A 19,779-nucleotide genomic window follows, 5' to 3' on the forward strand; every position below is an offset into this window, starting at 1 on the left:
CGACTGGTGGGCACGGGGTTTCGAGTTCGGCATGCGCTGTCGACTGGTTGGTGCTTGACTGCCGATGATGATGTTGGTCGGTGCTGGTGGAGGCTGGGGTCGTGGCGACGCGGATGTTCGCGGACGAGGAGTTGGAACGACTGCGGGGATTCCCGGAGATCAGCCGCGAGGAGCTGTTCCGGTACTTCACGCTGACGCCTGCGGATCTGGCGTTCGTGGATCCGGGCCGGGGCCGGGGCCCAGCCGAGCGGCTGGGCTTGGCGATCGCGTTGTGTACGCTGCCGTGGCTGGGATTCGTGCCGGATCGGCTGGTCACGGCTCCGCCGGTGGCGGTGGCTCGTGTCGCCGAGCAGTTGCGGTTGGATCCGGTGGTGATCGGTGCCTACGGCAGGCGAGCCAAGACCCGCACCGAGCATGTGCGCCTGGCCGCGCGGTACCTGGGATGGCGTGCGGTCGGTGCGCTCGAGTTCAAGGAGCTCGATGAGTTCCTGCTCGCGCGGGCGATGGAGCACGATTCCCCGACTCTGCTGTTCCGGCTGGCGTGTGAGTATCTGATCTCGGCGAAGGTGATCCGGCCAGGCCCGGTCACCGTGGTCGAGCGGGTCGCCCACGCCCGCCACCAGGCCCAGACCGAAACCTATGACCGGCTCGCTCACGAGTTCACTGCGGCGCGGTGCGCGGAGTTGGACGGCTTGCTTGTCACCGACGCTTCGCTGGGGATCTCGCGGTTGCGGTGGCTGTCGACCGGGCCGGTGGAGGCCTCGGCGGCCGCGGTCCGCGCCGAGGTCGACAAGCTGGGTTTCCTGCGCGGGTTGGGCGCTGATCGGCTGGATATGTCGGTGCTGCCCGCCGAGCGGCGCCGGTTTTTGGCCACGATGGGCCGGCGCCTGAGTCCGCAAGCGCTGCAACGTCGGGATCCGCAACGCCGGTATCCGATCCTGCTCACGGTGCTGGCCCAGTCCGGCACCGATGTCCTCGATGAGGTCGTGGCGTTGTTCGATCAGGCGATCTCGGTGAAATTCGGTGCTGCCGAACGGAAGATGCAGCAGCGGCTGGCCGAACGAGGGAAGACTGGAGAGGACCGTCAGGCGCTGCTGGACGATCTGTTGGAAATCGTCACCGACCCCGGCGTTCCGGATGAGGAGATCGGTGCGCTGATCCGCGGCGAGAAGATCGGGTGGGAGCGCCTGCGCGCGGCGATCGCCCAGGCCAAGCCCAGGTTGCCGCGTGATCACGGGCATCTGGCGGCGTTGGATTCCTCCTACAACTACCTGCGTCAGTTCACCCCCGCGGTGCTCGAAGCGGTGCGCTTCTGCGGCGGTACCGCCGCGACCGAGTTGCTGATCGCGGTGAACATGCTGCGCGAGTTGAACGCGACCGGGCGGCGCAAGGTCTTCGATGACGCCCCGACCGGGTTCGTGCCGATGAAGTGGCGCGGCTACCTCGACGAGGCCCGCAAATCCGGCAGCGCGACCGCGTATCGGCACTACTGGGAGTTGTGTGTGCTGCTCGGATTGCGTGACGGGTTGCGCAGCGGGGATGTGTTCGTGCCGGGCTCGCGCCGTTACGCCGACCCGGCCGCCTACCTGCTCACCACCGGGCAGTGGGAACCGCAACGCGTTGAGTTCTGCGGCCTGGTCGGGCGATCCGCCGATCCTGGCGTCGCGCTGGCCACCGTGGTCGCCGAACTGCACGACGCTCTCGGTGAGCTGGAGGAGGTGCTGGCCGGCGGGGACGGCCCGGTCCGGCTGGACGAGGGCGGGGATCTGGTGATCTCGCCGCTGAGCGCGGAAGATGTTCCCGCCGAGGCGATCACGCTCAAGGCCGAGCTGACCGAAATGCTGCCGTTCGCGCCGATCGTGTCGCTGCTGATCGAGCTGGACAAACGCACCGGCTACCTGGACTGCTTCACCCACGCCGGCGGTCAGGCCACCCGGACGCCGGAGCTCAAACGCAACCTGATCGCGGTACTGCTGGCGCACTCGACGAACCTGGGGTTGACCCGGATGGCCGAGGCGTGCGGAATCACCTACGACATCCTGGCCTGGACCGACGAGTGGTATGTGCGCGAGGAGACCCTGCGCGCGGCCAACCTGGTACTGGTCGGCTACCACCAGCGGCTGCCGCTGACCGCGGTGTTCGGCGCCGGAACACTGTCGTCGAGCGACGGGCAGCGTTTCCCGACGCGCGGTAAGTCGACCACGGCGCGGCCGTTGAGCCGCTATTTCGCCAGCGAGGGCCTGTCGACCTACACCCATGTCAGCGACACCCACGCCACCTACGGCACCAAGGTCATCGTGGCGACCAAACGCGAAGCCCACTACGTGCTCGATGAGATCCTGGGCAACGCCACCGATCTGCCGATCACCGAGCACGCCACCGACACCCACGGGGTCACCCTGGTCAACTTCGGGTTGTTCGACCTGCTCGGGATGCAGCTCTCGCCACGGATCCGGGATCTGGGGCGGATCACCCTGTACCGGCCGGGCCCGCGCGCCGAGGCCGAGGCCCGGTTCCCGCACGCGGGCCCGCTGATGACCCGCAAGGCCAACCTGGGTTTGATCGCCGAGCACTGGGACGATCTGCTGCGGTTGGCCGGATCGCTGAAGTTCGGGCACGCCACCGCGTCGCTGTTGGTCGGCAAGCTGTCGGCGTCGGGGCGGCAGAACACCCTGGCCGCGGCGCTCAAGGAGTACGGGGCGCTGCGGCGCACCATTTACGCCGCGAGATACCTCTCCGATCCGGACTACCGGCGCAAGATCTCGCGGCAGCTCAACAAGGGCGAGTCGCTGCACGCGCTGCGCCGCGACCTGCTCTATGCCCATGAGGGGATGATCCGGGCGCGCCACCTCGAGGACCAGACCGAGCAGGCCTGGTGCCTGACCTTGACGACCAACGCTGTGATCGCCTGGACCACAGAGTATTACGGGTTCGCTGTCGAGCAGATGCGCCGGACCGGGCAGCGTATCGATGACGAGGTCCTGGCCCACATCAGCCCGGCCCACAGTGCCAACATCAACTTCTTCGGCGCGATCGAGGTCGACATCGACGCCGAGCTGGCCCAGCTGGGCCCGACCGGGTACCGGCCGCTGCGGGTGCGCGACACCTTGTTCTGACCGCGCGGAACCGGGGCCCGTGGTTACGGCGTGGCGATGTCGATAGCGGTGTCTGCTGGCGTGGGTGTTCGGTGGGCGGTGAGGAAGTTGTCGACGAGCCGGGTGCAGTCGTCGTGGTCGATGCTGCGTAATCCGGTGAGACGGGCGAACACGATCGGGCCGAGGAGTTCGATGATGGCGAAGGTGGTGTCGAGCTCGCCGAGCATCGCGCGGGCCTCGGGACTGGTGAGGATCTGGTCGAACGGGTGGCGGTACTGCTCGATGACGCGCGCGCGCAGCGAGGTGACCGCGGCCGGGTCGGGGTGGTCCTCGCCGATGGAACCCATCGCCAGCCAGGCCAGGGTGACGAGCTGCATCTCGTTGAGCCAGATGTTTCGCTGCACGGGAGTCCAGTCCTTGCCGCCCCACTCGACGGGCCAGTTCGGCACCGCCAGACCCTTGGCGTTGAGGATCTGCTGGCTCCGGACGACCTCGTCGCGGTCCAGGTGCCGGCCGGCAGCCACTTTCTCTCGGATCTCGGCGGGGAACTCGGTGGTGAAGAACGTGCGCAGTTCGTCGCGGAACGCGAGCTCTTCGTCGGTGAGCTTCAGGTTCATGGGGGCCTTCCGTCACGGTTGTGCCTGTGCGAGCGCAGCATGGAACCACGGCCCGATCCCGTTTTCACGCTGCATGATTCGCGGAGGGATGGGGGCTCGTTCGCCCTGGTGCTGCGTACACCCGTACTGTAACTTGACACTGTTAGGTTGTCCAGGCCGACCCCGGGACCGACCCCCGGACCGACGCCGAGGAAGGAGCGCCGATGGCACGACCCCGTACCCCGCTGCTCAGCCGCCCGCTCATCCGCGAGACCGCCCTGCGCCTCGTCGACGCGCACGGACTCGACGAACTGTCCATGCGCAAGATCGCCGCCGAGCTCCATGTCAGCGCGCCGTCGCTGTACAGCCACTACTCGAACAAGGACGAGCTGCTCGACGACATCGCCGACCAGGTCGGCGAGTCCGTCGATATCAGCGGGTTCGACACCGACGACTGGCAGGAGGCGCTGCGCGTCTGGGCGAGGTCCTACCGCGCCGCCCTCGCCGAGCACCCGAACCTCGTACCGTTCCTCGCGCGCAGCCCGGGCCGGCGCGAGGTCGCGCTCGATCAGGCCAACGCCGTGCACGGCGGCCTGACCCGGGCCGGGTGGCCGCCACGGACCGCGACCCTGATCGGCGCGTCGATCAAGTACATCGTCGTCGGCTCGGCCATCGCCTCGTTCTCGGGCGGCTTCCTCGACGACCTCACCATCTACCGGGAGCGCTATCCCCATCTGTCCCAGGCACACCGGCTGCGCGAGCACGCGGACGAGATCGACCGCGACGGCTTCGAGCTGGCGCTCGAGTCGTTCCTGCAGGGCCTGGCGCAGCGGTTCGCGAGCCTCACCGGCGCGGACCGCTGACCGGTCTGTAGGTACGGTGCAACCGCACGAACCGCAGATGCCGGCCCGCCGCCCGGTAGTCGGCCTCGCTGCCGTCGACGTCGAAGCCCATCGCCGCGCACAACCGCGGCGCGACCTTCGGGTGCCGGCGCCCGTACCGCGCCATGAATTCCGCCGCCTCCTCCGGATCGAGGAACTCCGCGGCCACCGCGACCCGTTCGCGGCCCGACTCGATCCGCGCCGCGGGATGCGCCCGCAGGTTGCGGTACCAGTCGGTCTGCTTCCCGAAGCCGACGGCCACGACGAATCCGCCGGACGTGTCCTCGTGGTTCACCACCTCGAGCACCGTCTGCCGCGGCCGTCCGCTGCGCCGGCCGACGTGGTGCAGCAGCAGGAACCGGCGGCCCAGCACCCGCCCCAGCCCGATCCGGTAGAGGTGGATCGGAGCGCGCAGGAATCGGCGGCGCAGTCCGGTCGGTGGTGCGGCGGGCTCGGTGATGCGCATTCCTTCACTGTGCGCCCGATCCGTCCGCTGCACCACCGGGACGCCCACACGGATCGGCTGCGGGACCGGCGCGACGGCCCTACCGTTGACTCATGCACCGTCCCATTCGCATCGGTCTTCAACTCCAGCCCCAGCATCAGCCCGACTACGGGAAGATCCGCGACACCGTGCTCCGCGCCGAGGACGCCGGCGCCGACATCGTCTTCAACTGGGACCACTTCTATCCCCTCTCCGGGGACCCGGACGGCGCCCACTTCGAATGCTGGACGATGCTCGGCGCGTGGGCGGAACAGACCGAGCGCGTCGAGATCGGAGCGCTCGTCACCGGCGGCGGCTACCGCAATCCCGATCTGCTCGCCGACATGGCCCGCACCGTCGACCACATCAGCGGCGGCCGGCTCATCCTCGGCATCGGCGCGGGCTGGTTCGAGAAGGACTACGTCGAGTACGGCTACGACTTCGGCACCAAGGGTTCCCGGCTGAAACTGCTCGGCGAATACCTGCCCCGGATCACCGCGCGGCTCGCGAAGCTCAACCCCCCGCCGACCCGGCACATCCCGCTGCTCATCGGCGGCGGCGGACCCCGCAAGACCATCCCGCTGGTGGCGCAGTACGCCGACATCTGGCACAGCTTCGGGGACCTCGACACCCACACGGAGAAGGCGGAGATCCTCGCGGCGCGCTGCGCCGACGCCGGCCGCTCACCGAACGAGGTCGAGCGGTCCGTGCCGTGGCCCGGAACCGCGCACGCGGCCGCCTTCGTCGATGCGGGCGTCACCCTGTTCACCGTCGGTGTCGGCGGTCCCGACTACGACCTGAGCGGCCTCCTCGAGGCGATCGGGTGGCGGGACGAGAACTCCGCACCGCCGCTGTCCGGGCTGGCCTGACCGGGCTACCCCAGGGCCGGGACGCGGCAACCGGGGTCCGGTTCCCGGCTGCCCGCGCGCACATCGTCGTTGCGTCCGCCTGGTCACTCTGTTTACTGTAGTTGAAGCCACGTATGGTCGACCCCCGCGGAAGGCGGTGAGCGGCGTGAACCCTGAAGGCGTGTGGATCGCCGGTGGATACCAGTCCGACTTCGCGCGGAACCTGACCCGGGAGGACCGGAACATCGCGGACCTCGTCGCGGAGACGGTGACGGAAACGCTGCGCGACGCCCGCATCGACGTCGCCGACGTCGGGGTGATCCACGTCGGCAATGCCTTCGGACAGCTCTACACCGGCCAGGGACACCTCGGCGGCATGCCGGCCTCCGTGCTGCCCGAGCTGTGGGGGATCCCGGCCACCCGGCACGAGGGGGCCTGCGCGTCCGGCTCCCTTGCCGTGCTCGCCGCGATGGCCGATCTCGAGGCCGGTCGCTACGACTGCGCCCTCGTGCTCGGCGTCGAACTCGAACGGTGCGTCCCCGGCGACGCCGGCACCCGGGTCATGAACGCCGCGGCCTGGGTGGGACAGGAAGGCGCCGACGCGAAGTACATGTGGCCGTACATGTTCGACAAGATCGCCGACGAGTACGACCGCCGCTACGGCCTCGACGACGAGCACCTGAGGGCGATCGCGGAACTGAACATCCGCAACGCCCGCGCCAATCCGAATGCGCAGACCCGCAACCGGACCTACGGACCCGGCAGTTTCGGCCCGGACGAGGCCGCCAATCCGGTGGTCGAGGGACGCCTCCGCAGGACCGACTGCAGTCCGCTGACGGACGGCGCCGCGGGCGTGGTGCTGCTGAGCAACCGCTACCTGAGCCGGCACCCACGCACCGTCGACGACATGTCCCGCATCCTCGGCTGGGGCCACCGCACGGTCGGACTGTCCTTGTCCGGCAAGCTCGCCCGCGACGGCGACGATCCCCTCGTCATGCCGCACGTGCGCGCCACGATCGTCGACGCGTTCGAGCGGAGCGGCATCGGCGGCGTCCGGGACCTCGACCTGATCGAAACACACGACTGCTTCACCGTCAGCGAATACCTGGCCGTCGACCACTTCGGGATCACCTCCCCCGGCCGGAGCTGGCAGGCGATCGAGAACGGCGACCTCGAGATCGGTGGCCGCATCCCCATGAACCCCAGCGGGGGGCTTCTCGGCGGGGGGCATCCGGTCGGCGCCACCGGAGTCCGGATGCTGCTGGACTGCCACCGCCAGATCACCGGCCGCGCCGGCGACTACCAGGTCCCCGGCGCCACGCGAGCCGCGACCCTGAACATCGGCGGAAGTACGACCACCACGGTCAGTTTCGTCGTCGGCTGAAAGGACATCCATGGAACTCGAGATTCTGGGACGGGCACTGTCCACCCTGCCCGCGGACGACGACCACCCGTACCGCACCGGTCCGTGGCGCCCGCAGCACACGGAGCGGCGCGCCGACGACCTCGAGGTGATCGGCGACCTGCCGGCCGATCTCGACGGCGTGTACCTGCGCAACACCGAGAACCCGGCGCACCCGGCACTCGAAGGTCTCTATCATCCCTTCGACGGTGACGGCATGATTCACGTCGTCGGATTTCGCGACGGAAAAGTCTTCTACCGCAACAGATTCGTGAAGACCGACGGCTTCCTGGCCGAACAGGAGGCCGGTGGCCCGTTGTGGGCGGGCATCGCCGAACGGCCGCAGAACTCGATCCGCCAGGACGGCTGGGGCGCCCGCGGCCGCATGAAGGATGCCTCCAGTACGGACGTCACCGTGCATCGCGGCGTCGCCCTGACCAGCTTCTGGCAGTGCGGGGACCTCTACCGCCTCGACCCGACCACGCTCGAGACCCTCGGCAAGGCGACGTGGGACGGCCGATTCCCCTCCGACTGGGGCGTTTCCGCGCATCCCAAGGTCGACGCCCGCACCGGCGAACTGCTGTTCTTCAACTACGGCACCGACGCCCCGTACCTGCACTACGGCGTGGTCGACGCCGACGATCGGCTGGTGCACTACGTCGACATCCCCCTGCCCGGCCCCCGCCTGCCCCACGACATGGCGTTCACCGAGAACTACGCGATCCTCAACGACTGCCCCCTGTTCTGGATCCCGGAGGCCCTCGCGCGCGGCAAGTACGTGCCGCGCTACCACCCCGACCTGCCGATGCGGCTCGGCGTGATTCCCCGGCGCGGCCGTCCCGACCAGATCACCTGGTTCGACGCCGACCCGACCTACGTGCTGCACTGGACCAACGCCTACGAAGACGGCGACGAGATCGTGCTCGAGGGATTCCATCAGGAGACACCGGAACCGCCGGACGACGGCACCGGACCGATCTACCGGCGGCTGTTCCGTTCGCTGGCACTCGACCGCATGGGCACCCACCTGCACCGCTGGCGGCTGAACCTGCGCACCGGCTCGCTCACCGAGGAACGGCTGTCCGAGTCCGTCACCGAATTCGGGATGATCAATCCGCATCACGGCGGCGTCCGCCACCGCTACACCTACGCCGCGACGGGGGTGCCGGGCTGGTTCCTCTTCGACGGCCTCGTCAAACACGACGTGCAGACGGGGGCGGAGGAGCACTACTCGTTCGGCGAGGGCGTCTTCGGCAGCGAGACCGTGATGGCGCCCCGCACCGGGTCGGCCGCCGAGGACGACGGCTACCTGATCACGATCACCACCGACATGAACCGGGACCGGTCCGAATGCCTGGTCTTCGACGCGCGGCAACCGGGGGACGGACCGCTCGCGCGGATCGGACTCCCCGAACGGGTCTCGAGCGGCACCCACTCGACCTGGGCGGCGGGCTCGGACCTCCCGGGGTGGCGGGACGCGGACCGGGCAGGCGACGTCCTGAACCTATGATCAGCTGTCGATGGCAGGTTCCGGCACGGTCACCGAACTCGAGCCGGGCGGTGACAACGCGATCGCGGTCACCCTCGGCATCCTCGGCGACGAGTGGAACCTGTGGATTCTGCGGTACGCGTTGCAGGGCGACCGCCGATACCGGGACTGGATCGAGCGGGGGGAGATCTCCAACGCGGTGCTGACCGCGCGCCTGGCCCGCCTCACCGACGCGGAACTCCTCGAGCGGGTGCAGTACCAGGAGCGGCCGGCTCGACACGAGTACCGGTTGACGGCCCGCGGCCACGGCGTGTGGCCGGTTCTGCTCACCATGTGGGCGTGGGAACAGCAGTGGGCGCCCGACCACCGGGGACAGCTCCCGGCCAGGCGGCACGCGGTCTGCGGCGCCCGGTTCACACCGGTGCTCGTCTGCGGCCACTGCGACCGGCCCACCGGCGCACCCGACGTGGACGCGCAGCTCGGCCCCAGCGGACAGTGGCCGCGCAGCGTGCCGGCCGCGACCGGTCGCCGACGGTCCGGCCGTGCTCGCGCGCCGGAGATCCTGCCGCACACGATGGAACTGCTCGGCGACCGGTGGTCGGCGGCGCTGCTCGGGGCGGCGTTCCTCGGCGCCACCCGCTACGGGCAGTTCGCCGAGCGCATGGGGGCACCTCCGACGGTGGTGGCCGACCGGCTCCGGCGCTTCACCGAGCTGGGCGTCCTGCAGGAACTGCCCAATCCCGACCGCCCGGCGTGGGTGACCTACCACCTCACCGACAAGGGGCGGGCGTTCTTCCCCGTCGTCGCCTGCATGATCGACTGGGGGCTGCGCTGGTTCCGCGCACCGGAGGGACCGGCGATCGTCCTGCGTCACCGCCACTGCGGCCACACCTTCGCACCCGCACTGACGTGCAGTCACTGCAGGGGGCGGCTGCGGGCCTCCACGGTCTCGATCGAACCCACCGGCGGCTGACCCGCCCCGGCACACCCGTCGGACGGCGCGATTCGGATTAGGCTCCCACCATGCCCGAATCCGTGATGGCGAAACGGAGCACCGTGGCGGCGCTGCTCCTGGCGGTGCTCCTGGCGCTGACTGCGACGGCCTGTTCCTCGGGCGGTGGTCGACCGTCGGCTCCCCAGGACCTGTGTTCCCCGCCCGGGGTCGGCGGGGCCTCCGCCGCACCGACCAATCTCGACACGTCGGCCGCCGCCGCGGAGGACCGCTACACCACCCCGGGCGTGGTGCCGCTCGAGTCGATCGACGTTTCCGGGCTGAACCTCATCACCCCCGGTGTGCTCACCGTAGGCACGCTCTCCGACGCGCCACCGAGCATCTGCGTGAACTCCCAGGGCGAGTTCACCGGCTACGACAACGAACTGCTGAAGGCCATCGCCGAGAAACTCGGTCTCCGCGTGGAGTTCGTCGGCACCGAGTTCGCGGGCCTGCTCGCCCAGGTGGCCGGCCGGCGCTTCGACGTCGGCTCGTCGTCGATCACCACCACGGACGAACGTCGCCGGCTGGTCGGCTTCACCAACGGCTACGACTTCGGCTACTTCTCGCTGGTCGTGCAGAACGGCAGTCCCATCCGTGGCTTCGGGGACCTGAACGCGTCCACCCGCATCGGGGTCGTGCAGGGAACCGTCCAGGACGACTACGTCGTCAACACCCTCGGTCTCGATCCGGTGAAGTTCCCGGACTACAACACCGCGTACGCGAACCTGAAGACCGGCCAGATCGACGCGTGGGTGGCGCCGTCGCAGCAGGCCGAGGGCGCGATCGCGCCGGGTGATCCGACGTCGATCGTGCAGAACACGTTCAGCCTCAACAACTACGTCGGCTGGGCCGTGTCCCGGGAGAACCAGGCGCTGATCGACGCGCTCAACTCCGGGCTCGACGCCGTGATCGCCGACGGCACCTGGGCCGAGCTCTACACCGAATGGGTCCCCCGGGAACTGCCCGAGGGCTGGAAGCCCGGCAGCAAGGCCGCGCCGGAACCCGACCTGCCGGACTTCGCGGCGCTGGCCGCCGAAAACACCGCCAGCGGCGAGGAGCCGGCGGCCACGGCCCCGAAGTCCACGCTCGAACAGCTGCGCGAGACGTTCTTCTCGTGGGAGCTGTACCGGCACGCCTTCCCGGATCTGCTGAAGACCGGTCTGCCGAACACCCTGATCCTGGCGCTGACCTCCGGGCTCGCCGGCACGGTCCTCGGCATGCTGCTCGCCATGGCGGGGATATCGCGCACCCGCTGGCTGCGCTGGCCCGCCCGCGTCTACACCGACATCTTCCGCGGCCTGCCCGCGGTGGTGATCATCCTGCTCGTCGGCCTCGGCCTCGGCCCGGTGGTGCAGGGCGCCACGGGCAACAACCCGTACTGGCTGGGCGCGGCGGCGCTGGCGCTGCTCGCGGCCGCATACATCGGGGAGATCTTCCGCTCCGGCATCCAGTCGGTCGAACCGGGGCAGATGGAGGCGGCCCGGGCCCTGGGCTTCAGCTACCGCCGGGCGCTGACACTGGTGGTGATCCCGCAGGGCGTGCGGCGCGTGCTGCCCGCGCTGATGAACCAGTTCATCTCGCTCATCAAGGACTCGTCGCTCATCTACTTCCTCGGTCTGCTGGCCACCCAGCGCGAACTGTTCGCCGTCGGCCGCGACCTGAACGCGCAGACCGGCAACCTCTCGCCGCTCGTCGCGGCGGGCCTGTTCTACCTCATCCTCACCGTGCCGTTGACTCATCTCGTGAACTACATCGACCACCGCCTGCGCACCGGCCGGCCCGAGGCCACCCTCGACCCGCTCGAGCAGGAACTCGTCGTGGAGAGGGGCTGACCGATGCCGACCACCATCCGGGACAGCGTGTCCCTCACCGGGACCGGACTGCACCTGGCCTTCGGCACCAACAAGGTGCTGCGCGGCGTCGACATCCACGTCGACGCCGGCAAGACCGTCACCGTCATCGGCCCGTCCGGCTCGGGCAAGTCGACCCTGCTGCGCGTGCTCAACCGGCTGCACGAACCCGACGCCGGCGACATCCTCCTCGACGACCGCTCGGTGCTGAAGGACAACCCCGACGAGCTGCGGCAGCGGATCGGGATGGTGTTCCAGCACTTCAACCTCTTCCCGCACAAGACGGTGGCCGAGAACATCGCGCTCGGCCCCCGCAAGCTCAAGGGGCTGTCGAAGGAGCAGGCCCGCGCGCTCGCCCTCGAACAACTCGATCTCGTCGGCCTGAAGCACAAGGCCGACTCCCGTCCCGGCAACCTGTCCGGCGGGCAGCAGCAGCGCGTCGCGATCGCCCGCGCGCTCGCGATGGCCCCGCAGGTGATGTTCTTCGACGAGGCCACCTCGGCGCTCGACCCGGAACTGGTCAAGGGGGTCCTCGCCCTGATGGCCGATCTCGCGTCCGGCGGCATGACGATGGTGGTCGTCACCCACGAGATGGGCTTCGCCCGCTCGGCGTCGGACACGGTGGTGTTCATGGACCACGGCGCGGTCGTGGAAACCGGTCCCCCCGACGAACTGTTCGACGCCCCGAAGACCGAACGACTGCAGCAGTTCCTGTCGCAGGTGCTGTAGGCCGCTCCGCGGCCGGTGCGTCCTTCGGGTTGCCCCAGCCGCCCAAAGGACGCACCGGCGGTGCGCGAGGTCAGTCTCCTTCGGAAGTGCTCAACCGCTGCGCGGCGTCGTAGAGCGAATGGGCGTGTAGTTCGAACAGGGCGACGAGATCGACGCTGTCGCCGCCGATCTCCTTGGCGATGAACAGACCGTCGGCGCCGGCCATCGCGTACGTGGTCAGCAGGGCGACCGAGCCGTCCGACAGGCCGGGCGCGAGGTCGCGGATTGCGTCGACGAGGCGGAGGCGTGCTTGCTCACGCACCTGCAAGAACATCGTGCGGGCGCTCGGTTCGACCGGGCGCCGCTCGAGGGTGAGCATCAGCCCCAGCCGCAGGAAGTCCGGTGAATCCAACAGCGTCTTCGCGACCTGCATCGCCAGGGCCACGATGCGTTCGCGTGGGTTGTCGCCGTCCGGTACGGTCCACCCGGACAGCCAGGTGTCGAAACTGCGCTCGATCACCGCGGCGATCAGCTCGTCCTTGTCCTTGAAATGCCAGTAGATCGAGCTCGCGGGCAGACCGCACTTCTTGCTCACCAGCGCAATGCTGGTGCCCTCGTAGCCGCGCTCGGCGGCGACCTCCACGGCGGCGTCCAGAATCCGGCGACGGGACTCCTCGCCGTTCGCGCGGCGCTGCCGGGTCCTCTTCTGCTCGTCCACGAGCGCTCCTCAGGTTGCGACGGTGTGTATTGACTCACACTGCACGCCAGCTTACTGTAGTGACCACTACAGGAACAATCCCTGATCTTCGGCGGCCGGATTCCACCCCGCCGATCGACACCCTTCCCCGCTCGACGAGAGGTCTCGACGTGACCGACATCCCGCACTACGACGTCGCCGTCATCGGCTACGGCCCCACCGGCGTGACCGCCGCGAACATCCTCGGCCAGATCGGATTGAAAGTGCTTGTGATCGAGCGCAATCCGGACATCTACGGCAGGGCGAGGGCAATCTCCACCGACGAGGAGGTGCTGCGAATCTGGCAGCAGGTCGGCCTGGCGGACCGCCTGCAGGAGGACATGCTCGCCGGCAACGCCGCTACCTTCGTCGACGCGAACGGCGCACCGTTCACGGAGATCGCACCGGTGTCCCACGGATCCGGTCACCCGCCTCAGCAGTTCATCTACCAGCCCGCACTCGAGAAAGTGCTGCGCGGCGGGGTCGAACGATTCCCCAACGTGGATGTCCTGCTCGAGCACGAGTGCCTGCGGGTCCTCCAGGACGCGGCCGGGGTCGAGCTGATGCTGGCCGACCTACGGAACGACGCCTTCGAACGCGTGCGTGCGTCCTACGTGATCGCCGCCGACGGTGGCGCGAGCCCCACCCGTGCTCAGCTCGGGATCGGCTACGAGGGCCGGACCTACGCCGAACGGTGGGTGGTCATCGATACGAAGGTGCTGCAGGAGTGGCCGGGCCACGATCGGCTCCGGTTCCACTGCAACCCCGACCGTCCGACCGTGGACTGCCCGACACCGCTCGGACACCACCGGTGGGAATTCCCGGTCCGCGACGACGAGGACGAGGACGAACTGGTCACCGACGCAGCGATCTGGCGCGTACTCAACAACCAGGGCATCACCGACACGCAGGTGAAGATTCTCCGCGCAGTCGTCTACAGCCACCACGTGCGCTTCGCCGACCGCTGGCGCGTCGGCCGGGTCTTCCTCGCCGGCGACGCCGCCCACGCGATGCCGCCGTGGATCGGCCAGGGCATGTCCGCCGGGGTGCGCGACGTGGCAAACCTGTGCTGGAAGCTCGCCGCAGTGCTCGACGGCACCCTGCCCGAATCGATCCTCGACAGCTATCAACTGGAACGCCTGCCCCATGTGCGGGAGGTGACCGACCGCGCGGTCAAGGTGGGCCGGCTCATCACCCAGCGGCACCCTGTACTCGCGGCCGTGCGTGATCGGTTCTTCCGGATTGCCATGCGGGTACCGGGGATTCCCGAATGGCTACGCGACAATCGGTGGATCCCGGACGCCTTCTACCCCCGAGGCCTGCTGGCCGGCCCGAAGGCGGTCGCGTCGGCGGCGGTGGGATGGCTCGTACCGCAGCCGTGGGTGCTGGACGAGAAGGGCAGCCTCGAACGCCTCGACGACGTGCTCGGTGGGCGATGGACGATCCTGCATGTCGGCTCGCCGGACTCGTGGCCCGGCTGGCGCACCGCCGGCGTACCGACCGTGCGTCTGGCCGGTCCCGGCGCCGCCCCGGCCGCCGACACCGTCGTCGACACGAACGGCACCCTGATCCGGTGGATGCGCGCCAAGGGTGCCACCGTCCTGGCCCTGCGGCCGGACGGGGTCGTCTACGCCGCCGCCGGACCCGACACCAACCTCGCGCCGCCCCCGCCGGGAATGAAAGCCCCCTCATCCATCCGCCTTTCCGAGGAAACGGAGACCCTCGCATGACCCGCACAGCGCTGACCGAACGCACCGTGACCGTCGCCGGCAAGGACATCTTCTTCGCCGAAACCGGAGAAGGGCCGGCGGTACTACTGCTGCACGGCGGCGGGCCCGGCGCCTCCGGGGCGTCCAACTATTCCCGCAACATCGACGAGCTCGCCCGGAAGTTCCGGGTGATCGTGCCGGACCTGCCCGGTTACGGACGCTCGAGCAAGGGCGTCGACCGGTCCGATCCGTTCGGCTACCTCGCCGACAACATCCGCGGACTGCTCGACGCCCTGAACCTCGGCCGTGCCCACCTGGTCGGCAACTCCTACGGCGGTGCCTGCGCCCTCCGCCTGGCTCTCGACACCCCGGAACGGGTCGAGAAGATGGTGCTCATGGGCCCCGGTGGCATCGGCACCACGCGCGGGCTGCCCACTCCCGGCCTGCAATCGCTGCTGTCGTACTACACCGGCGACGGTCCCTCACGCGACAAGCTCGAAGGCTTCATTCGCAAGTACCTGGTCTTCGACGGGGCCACCGTACCCGACGAGGTGATCGACGAACGCTACCGGTCGAGCATCGATCCGGCCGTGGTGGCCGATCCGCCGCTGCGCCGTCCCTCCGGGCCCGGCGCCCTGCGCACGCTGTGGGGCATGGACTTCACCCGCGACCGGCGACTGCGCCGGCTCGCCACCCCCACGCTGGTGATCTGGGGCGCCGACGACAAGGTCAATCGTCCGAGTGGTGGCCGCATGCTGGCACACACCATGCCCAACTGCGACCTGCTGCTCGCCGCGAACACCGGCCACTGGGTGCAGTGGGAACGCGCCGACTTCTTCAACGCCGTCACCACGGCCTTCCTCACCGGGAGCACCCGATGACCACCGCGGACTCGCTGTTCGGCTCCGTCCACCTCGGTTACGTCGTCATCGAGACGAACAAGTTCGCCGACTGGCACCGCTTCGGCCGCGACGCGATCGGCCTGCACGCCGACCGGCTTTCCGCCCAGGCCATGCGATTTCGGCTCGACGACCACGAATGCCGGTTCCTGCTGCAACGCGGCGACGCGGAGGACGTCACCGCCCTGGGCTGGGAGATCGACGATCACGGATCGTTCGACCGAATCGTCGCCCGGGTGCGCGACCGCGGCGTCCCGGTCACCGAAGGCACCGACGAGGAGGCGGCCCTGCGCGGCGTCGAACGCCTGCTGCGCTTCCCCGGGCCGAAGGGCATCGACCAGGAGATCTTCACCCGCGCCCGCACCACCACCACGCCGCTGGCGATGAGCAACGCCGGATTCGTCACCGGCGCATCGGGAATGGGACACGTCGCGATCACCTCGACCCGGCCGCACACGCTGCACGGCTACTACGGCACCGTCTTCGACGCCCGGCTGTCCGACTACATCGACGAAACCATCAGCGGTGCCAAACTCAAGATCCGCTTCCTGCGCGTCAACGAACGCCACCACTCGGTGGCGATCGCCGCGGTGCGCGGTCTTCCCGTCGACCCGGTCCGCACCCGGATCCAGCACCTGAACATCCAGGTCACCGAGCTCGACGACATGACCCGGTCCTACCAGCGTGTCAAGGAACTCGGCTTCGACATGGCCCTCGGCGTCGGCCAGCATACAAACGATCGCGAGCTGTCCTACTACGCTCGCACACCGTCCGGGTTCGAGTGGGAGGTCGGCTGGAACCCCATCGTGGTCGACGAATCCACCTGGGAGCCGACCACGCATCGCGGCATCAGCATCTGGGGCCACACCCCCGAGGGGCAGACCGTCGTCGACAAGCTGGTCCAGTTCAAGACGGCCGCACTGTCGCTGCGCCGCCCCGAGCAGACCGTCCCCGCGCTCAGCGGAACCGGAATCGCCGACGACTGATCGCTCCTCGGTGAGGGTTCCGCATCCGCACGATTCCCGGTCGGTCGCGACAGCAGTCCGATGTCGCGGCTGACCGGGCGGGGCGCGGATGTGCCGAGGGGCGGGCTCACCGCCCGTTCACCTTCTCGTTCCCTTTACCTGGTTTCGGTCTCCTACGGTGCCCGCGTTGAACCGATTCGACGAGGGAGTACCTGTGAGTCCGAAGCCCCTGCCGCTGATCGTCACGCACGACGGCACATCGTCGCGCGCCGCCGTCACCTGCCGCTACAAGTGCGGCAACGCGTGTTCCCACGCGGTGCCCAACACCTCCGGGGGCGAGTACTTCGGCGACATCGTGCGCACCGCCCTGACCCGGCGCGGCGTGCTGCGCGGCGGCGCGATGGCGGTTCTCGCGGTCGGTGCGGGCGGCGTGCTCGCCGCGTGTTCCGACGACGCGGGCAGCACCGGCGGCGCCACGACGTCGGGCCCGGCGGACCTCGGCCCCGTGCCCACCGGCACCGACTTCACCGCCGTCGCGCCGAACACCGACGACGCCGTGACCGTCCCCGAGGGCTACGACCAGGCCGTCGTGATCCGCTGGGGTGACCCGGTGCTGCCCGACGCGCCGGCCTTCGACATCGGCAACCAGACCGCGGCCGCGCAGGAGAAGCAGTTCGGTTACAACAACGACTTCGCCGGGCTGCTGCCCGTCGACGGCGTGCCGAACACCTACCTGCTGGTGGTCAACCACGAGTACACGTCCGAGCCGTTCATGTTCGCCGGCTACGACGCCGAGAACCCCACCGAGGAGCAGGTGCGCATCGGCTGGGCCAACCACGGGCTGTCCGTCGTGCAGGTCAAGGGCGAGGCCGGATCCGGGCGCCTCACACCCGAATTCGGCCCGTACAACCGCCGGATCACCGGCCTGACCGAGTTCGCCCTCACCGGTCCCGCCGCCGGAAGCGACCTGGTCAAGACCGCCGCCGACCCGACCGGAACCCGCGTGCTCGGCACCCTGAACAACTGCGCCGGCGGTCTCACCCCGTGGGGCACCGTGCTCTCCGGCGAGGAGAACTTCAACCAGTACTTCGCGAACGCCGAGAACGTCACCGATCCCGTGGCCGCCGAGCGACTGGCCCGGTACGGCCTCGAGGGCGGCGCCTCGGAACGGCTGTGGGAGCGCTTCGACCCGCGCTTCGACATCGTCGCTACCCCCAACGAGGTCAACCGGTTCGGCTGGGTCGTCGAGGTGAACCCGTGGGACGCGACGTCCGTGCCGGTCAAGCACACCGCGCTCGGCCGGTTCAAGCACGAGGCCGCGACGATCCACGTCACCGGCGACGGCACCGTCGTCTCCTACAGCGGCGACGACGAACGCTTCGACTACATGTACAAGTTCGTCTCCTCCCGGACGATGCAGAGCGGCACGTCGCAGGCCGCGATGCGGCACAACATGACGCTGCTCGACGCCGGAACCCTGTACGTGGCCAAGCTGACCGGTGATGCGCCGGACGAGATCGACGGCAGCGGTACGCTTCCCGCCTCCGGCACGTTCACCGGCACGGGGGAGTGGATCCCGCTGCTGCGCACCGCCGAGGACGGCCGCGGCGAGTCCCTGGTCGACGGCATGACCGCCGAGGAGGTCGCCGTGTTCACCCGCCTGGCCGCGGACAAGGTCGGGGCCACCAAGATGGACCGGCCCGAGGACTTCGAACCGAACCCGGTCACCGGCAAGATCTACGTGGCGCTGACCAACAACTCCAAGCGCGGCGAGGAGGGCAAGGCCGCGGCCGACGTGGCGAACCCCCGCAACAACAACAAGAACGGGCAGGTGCTCGAACTCGACGACGACCACGCGGGCACGTCGTTCACATGGAACCTGCTGCTGGTCTGCGGCGACCCGGAGGCCGCCGACACCTACTTCGGCGGCTTCGACAAGGCTCAGGTCAGCCCGATCTCGTGCCCGGACAACCTGGCGTTCGACCCGCACGGCAACCTGTGGATCTCCACCGACGGCAACGCGCTGAAGTCCAACGACGGGCTGTTCAGCGTCGTGCTCGACGGTCCGCGCCGCGGCGAGACCCGGCAGTTCCTCACCGTCCCCGTCGGCGCGGAGACGTGCGGGCCGATCGTGCAGGAGAACCGCGTCGTGGTGTGCGTGCAGCACCCGGGCGAGACCGACGACGCCACGTGGGACGCCCCGTCGTCGCGCTGGCCCGACGGTGGCACCGCCCAACCGCGCCCGGCCGTCGTCGCGGCCTGGAAGTCCGACGGCCTGATCGGCGCCTGACCCCGTGCGCGCTTCTGGTAGTAGCCGCTACCAGAAGCGCGCACGGGCGCCGTCAGGCGCCCAGGCGGCGCGCGAGGTCGACGAGGTCGTCGGCGATCACGTCCCAGTCGTGTTCGGCGTGCAGGTCCGTGGTCTGGGCCGGGCCGTGTTCGGTGGGTCGCGCGAAGAACGCGGTCTTCAGGCCGCAGGCGCGCGCGGCCGCCAGGTCCTCGTTGTGGGCGGCGCACATGCACACCTCGCCCGGCTCCAGGCCCAGGATGTCTGCCGTGCGCAGATAGGCCTCGGGCATGGGTTTGTAGGCCTGGGCGACCTCCGCACCGAGGATGGCATCCCAGGGCAGACCCGCGCGCTTGGCGATATCGACCATCATGCTGACGTTGCCGTTCGACAGCGGCGCGACGACGAAGCGCTGCTTCAGCCGCGTGAGCCCCTCGACGGCGTCCGGCCACGGATCCAGTTCGTGCCAGGCACGGTTGAGCTGATCGAGTTCGTGCCCCGGTATGCCCGCCGGGTCGATGCCGCAGCGGCGCAGGGCGTCGTCCAGGTTCTCCCGGTGCAGCACGTCGAGGCGCACGAAGGGCCGCCTGCCCTCGCGTACCGCCTGCATGGCCGGTTGGTAGCGCGCGCGCCAGGCATCCGCGAACTCCGCGGGTTCGGCACTGCTCCCGTGACGAACCAGGAACGGTGCCGCCGCGCGCGCGATGCTGGTGCGCCAATCCACCACACTGCCGAACACGTCGAAGACGAGTGCCTTCACGCCGGGCATGCTCATACGGTGCCTCCTGGAATCGACCGACCGTGCCGATGTTGTCACAGTCGGGATACCCGGCGCG

General features: G+C 69.3%; 16 protein-coding genes. 12 read left to right on the forward strand and 4 right to left on the reverse strand.

Annotation, left to right across the window (positions count from 1 at the left end):
- Positions 1-101 precede the first annotated feature (101 nt).
- Positions 102-3,116 carry a Tn3 family transposase gene (locus AIIKEEIJ_RS30925; RefSeq protein WP_039583599.1) on the forward strand — a complete coding sequence of 1,005 codons (3,015 nt, stop codon included), beginning with the start codon at positions 102-104 and terminating at the stop codon, positions 3,114-3,116.
- Between the two features lie 23 nt (positions 3,117-3,139).
- Here AIIKEEIJ_RS30925 and AIIKEEIJ_RS33415 read toward each other — a convergent pair whose 3' ends face one another.
- Positions 3,140-3,712, reverse strand: a complete 573-nt coding sequence (locus tag AIIKEEIJ_RS33415; protein ID WP_161997251.1) for an acyl-CoA dehydrogenase family protein — start codon at positions 3,710-3,712, stop codon at positions 3,140-3,142.
- A gap of 203 nt (positions 3,713-3,915) precedes the next feature.
- On the opposite strand from AIIKEEIJ_RS33415, the gene AIIKEEIJ_RS30935 reads away from it, so the two are divergent.
- Positions 3,916-4,554, forward strand: coding sequence for a TetR/AcrR family transcriptional regulator (locus tag AIIKEEIJ_RS30935; protein ID WP_006932215.1), 639 nt, complete (start codon positions 3,916-3,918; stop codon positions 4,552-4,554).
- Here AIIKEEIJ_RS30935 and AIIKEEIJ_RS30940 read toward each other — a convergent pair.
- The gene (locus AIIKEEIJ_RS30940; protein ID WP_161996498.1) at positions 4,535-5,038 is read right to left on the reverse strand and encodes a nitroreductase family deazaflavin-dependent oxidoreductase; all 504 of its coding nucleotides are present in this window, start codon (positions 5,036-5,038) and stop codon (positions 4,535-4,537) included. The genes AIIKEEIJ_RS30935 and AIIKEEIJ_RS30940 overlap by 20 nt on opposite strands.
- Positions 5,039-5,130: 92 nt before the next feature.
- On the opposite strand from AIIKEEIJ_RS30940, the gene AIIKEEIJ_RS30945 reads away from it, so the two are divergent.
- The 6 genes from AIIKEEIJ_RS30945 to AIIKEEIJ_RS30970 all read left to right on the forward strand — a co-directional run bounded on the left by AIIKEEIJ_RS30945 (position 5,131) and on the right by AIIKEEIJ_RS30970 (position 12,368).
- Complete coding sequence (locus AIIKEEIJ_RS30945; protein WP_029546728.1) at positions 5,131-5,925, forward strand: LLM class F420-dependent oxidoreductase; 795 nt, start codon at positions 5,131-5,133, stop codon at positions 5,923-5,925.
- A 136-nt stretch (positions 5,926-6,061) separates the two neighbouring features.
- Positions 6,062-7,288 carry an acetyl-CoA acetyltransferase gene (locus AIIKEEIJ_RS30950; RefSeq protein ID WP_161996499.1) on the forward strand — a complete coding sequence of 409 codons (1,227 nt, stop codon included), beginning with the start codon at positions 6,062-6,064 and terminating at the stop codon, positions 7,286-7,288.
- Between the two features lie 10 nt (positions 7,289-7,298).
- Positions 7,299-8,816 (forward strand): carotenoid oxygenase family protein, encoded by a 1,518-nt coding sequence (locus AIIKEEIJ_RS30955; RefSeq protein ID WP_161996500.1) that lies wholly within the window; start codon positions 7,299-7,301, stop codon positions 8,814-8,816.
- 10 nt (positions 8,817-8,826) lie between these two features.
- Entirely contained in the window at positions 8,827-9,768 is a 942-nt protein-coding gene (locus tag AIIKEEIJ_RS30960) for a winged helix-turn-helix transcriptional regulator (protein WP_202917376.1), read from the forward strand.
- Positions 9,769-9,818: 50 nt separating this feature from the next.
- Entirely contained in the window at positions 9,819-11,621 is a 1,803-nt protein-coding gene (locus AIIKEEIJ_RS30965; protein WP_050036180.1) for an ABC transporter substrate-binding protein/permease, read from the forward strand.
- 3 nt (positions 11,622-11,624) lie between these two features.
- Complete coding sequence (locus AIIKEEIJ_RS30970; RefSeq protein ID WP_065923277.1) at positions 11,625-12,368, forward strand: amino acid ABC transporter ATP-binding protein; 744 nt, start codon at positions 11,625-11,627, stop codon at positions 12,366-12,368.
- 70 nt (positions 12,369-12,438) lie between these two features.
- Here the strand turns inward: AIIKEEIJ_RS30970 and AIIKEEIJ_RS30975 are convergent, their stop codons facing one another.
- Positions 12,439-13,065: a TetR family transcriptional regulator gene (locus tag AIIKEEIJ_RS30975; RefSeq protein ID WP_161996501.1), complete on the reverse strand. Its 627-nt coding sequence runs from the start codon at positions 13,063-13,065 to the stop codon at positions 12,439-12,441.
- A gap of 149 nt (positions 13,066-13,214) precedes the next feature.
- Here AIIKEEIJ_RS30975 and AIIKEEIJ_RS30980 point away from each other — a divergent pair, with 149 nt between their 5' ends.
- The 4 genes from AIIKEEIJ_RS30980 (at position 13,215) to AIIKEEIJ_RS30995 (ending at position 18,946) form a co-directional block, all read left to right on the forward strand.
- Positions 13,215-14,813: a bifunctional 3-(3-hydroxy-phenyl)propionate/3-hydroxycinnamic acid hydroxylase gene (locus tag AIIKEEIJ_RS30980; protein WP_161996502.1), complete on the forward strand. Its 1,599-nt coding sequence runs from the start codon at positions 13,215-13,217 to the stop codon at positions 14,811-14,813.
- Positions 14,810-15,673, forward strand: a complete 864-nt coding sequence (locus AIIKEEIJ_RS30985) for an alpha/beta fold hydrolase (protein ID WP_161996503.1) — start codon at positions 14,810-14,812, stop codon at positions 15,671-15,673. The genes AIIKEEIJ_RS30980 and AIIKEEIJ_RS30985 overlap by 4 nt, the downstream gene beginning before the upstream one ends.
- Positions 15,670-16,677: a VOC family protein gene (locus tag AIIKEEIJ_RS30990; RefSeq protein ID WP_029546735.1), complete on the forward strand. Its 1,008-nt coding sequence runs from the start codon at positions 15,670-15,672 to the stop codon at positions 16,675-16,677. Before AIIKEEIJ_RS30985 ends, AIIKEEIJ_RS30990 begins: the two co-directional genes overlap by 4 nt.
- Before the next feature lie 193 nt (positions 16,678-16,870).
- On the forward strand, positions 16,871-18,946 hold the full coding sequence (locus AIIKEEIJ_RS30995; RefSeq protein WP_161996504.1) for an alkaline phosphatase PhoX: 2,076 nt from the start codon (positions 16,871-16,873) through the stop codon (positions 18,944-18,946).
- 52 nt (positions 18,947-18,998) lie between these two features.
- Here the strand turns inward: AIIKEEIJ_RS30995 and AIIKEEIJ_RS31000 are convergent, their stop codons facing one another.
- Positions 18,999-19,718, reverse strand: a complete 720-nt coding sequence (locus AIIKEEIJ_RS31000) for a haloacid dehalogenase type II (RefSeq protein ID WP_161996505.1) — start codon at positions 19,716-19,718, stop codon at positions 18,999-19,001.
- Positions 19,719-19,779: the final 61 nt, after the last annotated feature.

This window comes from Rhodococcus sp. YH1 (genome assembly GCF_009939605.1).
Lineage (GTDB): Bacteria > Actinomycetota > Actinomycetes > Mycobacteriales > Mycobacteriaceae > Rhodococcus > Rhodococcus aetherivorans.

Bases quoted from the DNA above. Each gene is read 5' to 3' on its own strand.
- AIIKEEIJ_RS33415 (WP_161997251.1), bottom strand. From the start codon at position 3,712: ATGAACCTGAAGCTCACCGACGAAGAGCTCGCGTTCCGCGACGAACTG.
- AIIKEEIJ_RS30935 (WP_006932215.1), top strand. From the start codon at position 3,916: ATGGCACGACCCCGTACCCCGCTGCTCAGCCGCCCGCTCATCCGCGAG.
- AIIKEEIJ_RS30940 (WP_161996498.1), bottom strand. From the start codon at position 5,038: ATGCGCATCACCGAGCCCGCCGCACCACCGACCGGACTGCGCCGCCGA.
- AIIKEEIJ_RS30945 (WP_029546728.1), top strand. From the start codon at position 5,131: ATGCACCGTCCCATTCGCATCGGTCTTCAACTCCAGCCCCAGCATCAG.
- AIIKEEIJ_RS30955 (WP_161996500.1), top strand. From the start codon at position 7,299: ATGGAACTCGAGATTCTGGGACGGGCACTGTCCACCCTGCCCGCGGAC.
- AIIKEEIJ_RS30960 (WP_202917376.1), top strand. From the start codon at position 8,827: ATGGCAGGTTCCGGCACGGTCACCGAACTCGAGCCGGGCGGTGACAAC.
- AIIKEEIJ_RS30965 (WP_050036180.1), top strand. From the start codon at position 9,819: ATGCCCGAATCCGTGATGGCGAAACGGAGCACCGTGGCGGCGCTGCTC.
- AIIKEEIJ_RS30970 (WP_065923277.1), top strand. From the start codon at position 11,625: ATGCCGACCACCATCCGGGACAGCGTGTCCCTCACCGGGACCGGACTG.
- AIIKEEIJ_RS30985 (WP_161996503.1), top strand. From the start codon at position 14,810: ATGACCCGCACAGCGCTGACCGAACGCACCGTGACCGTCGCCGGCAAG.
- AIIKEEIJ_RS30990 (WP_029546735.1), top strand. From the start codon at position 15,670: ATGACCACCGCGGACTCGCTGTTCGGCTCCGTCCACCTCGGTTACGTC.
- AIIKEEIJ_RS31000 (WP_161996505.1), bottom strand. From the start codon at position 19,718: ATGAGCATGCCCGGCGTGAAGGCACTCGTCTTCGACGTGTTCGGCAGT.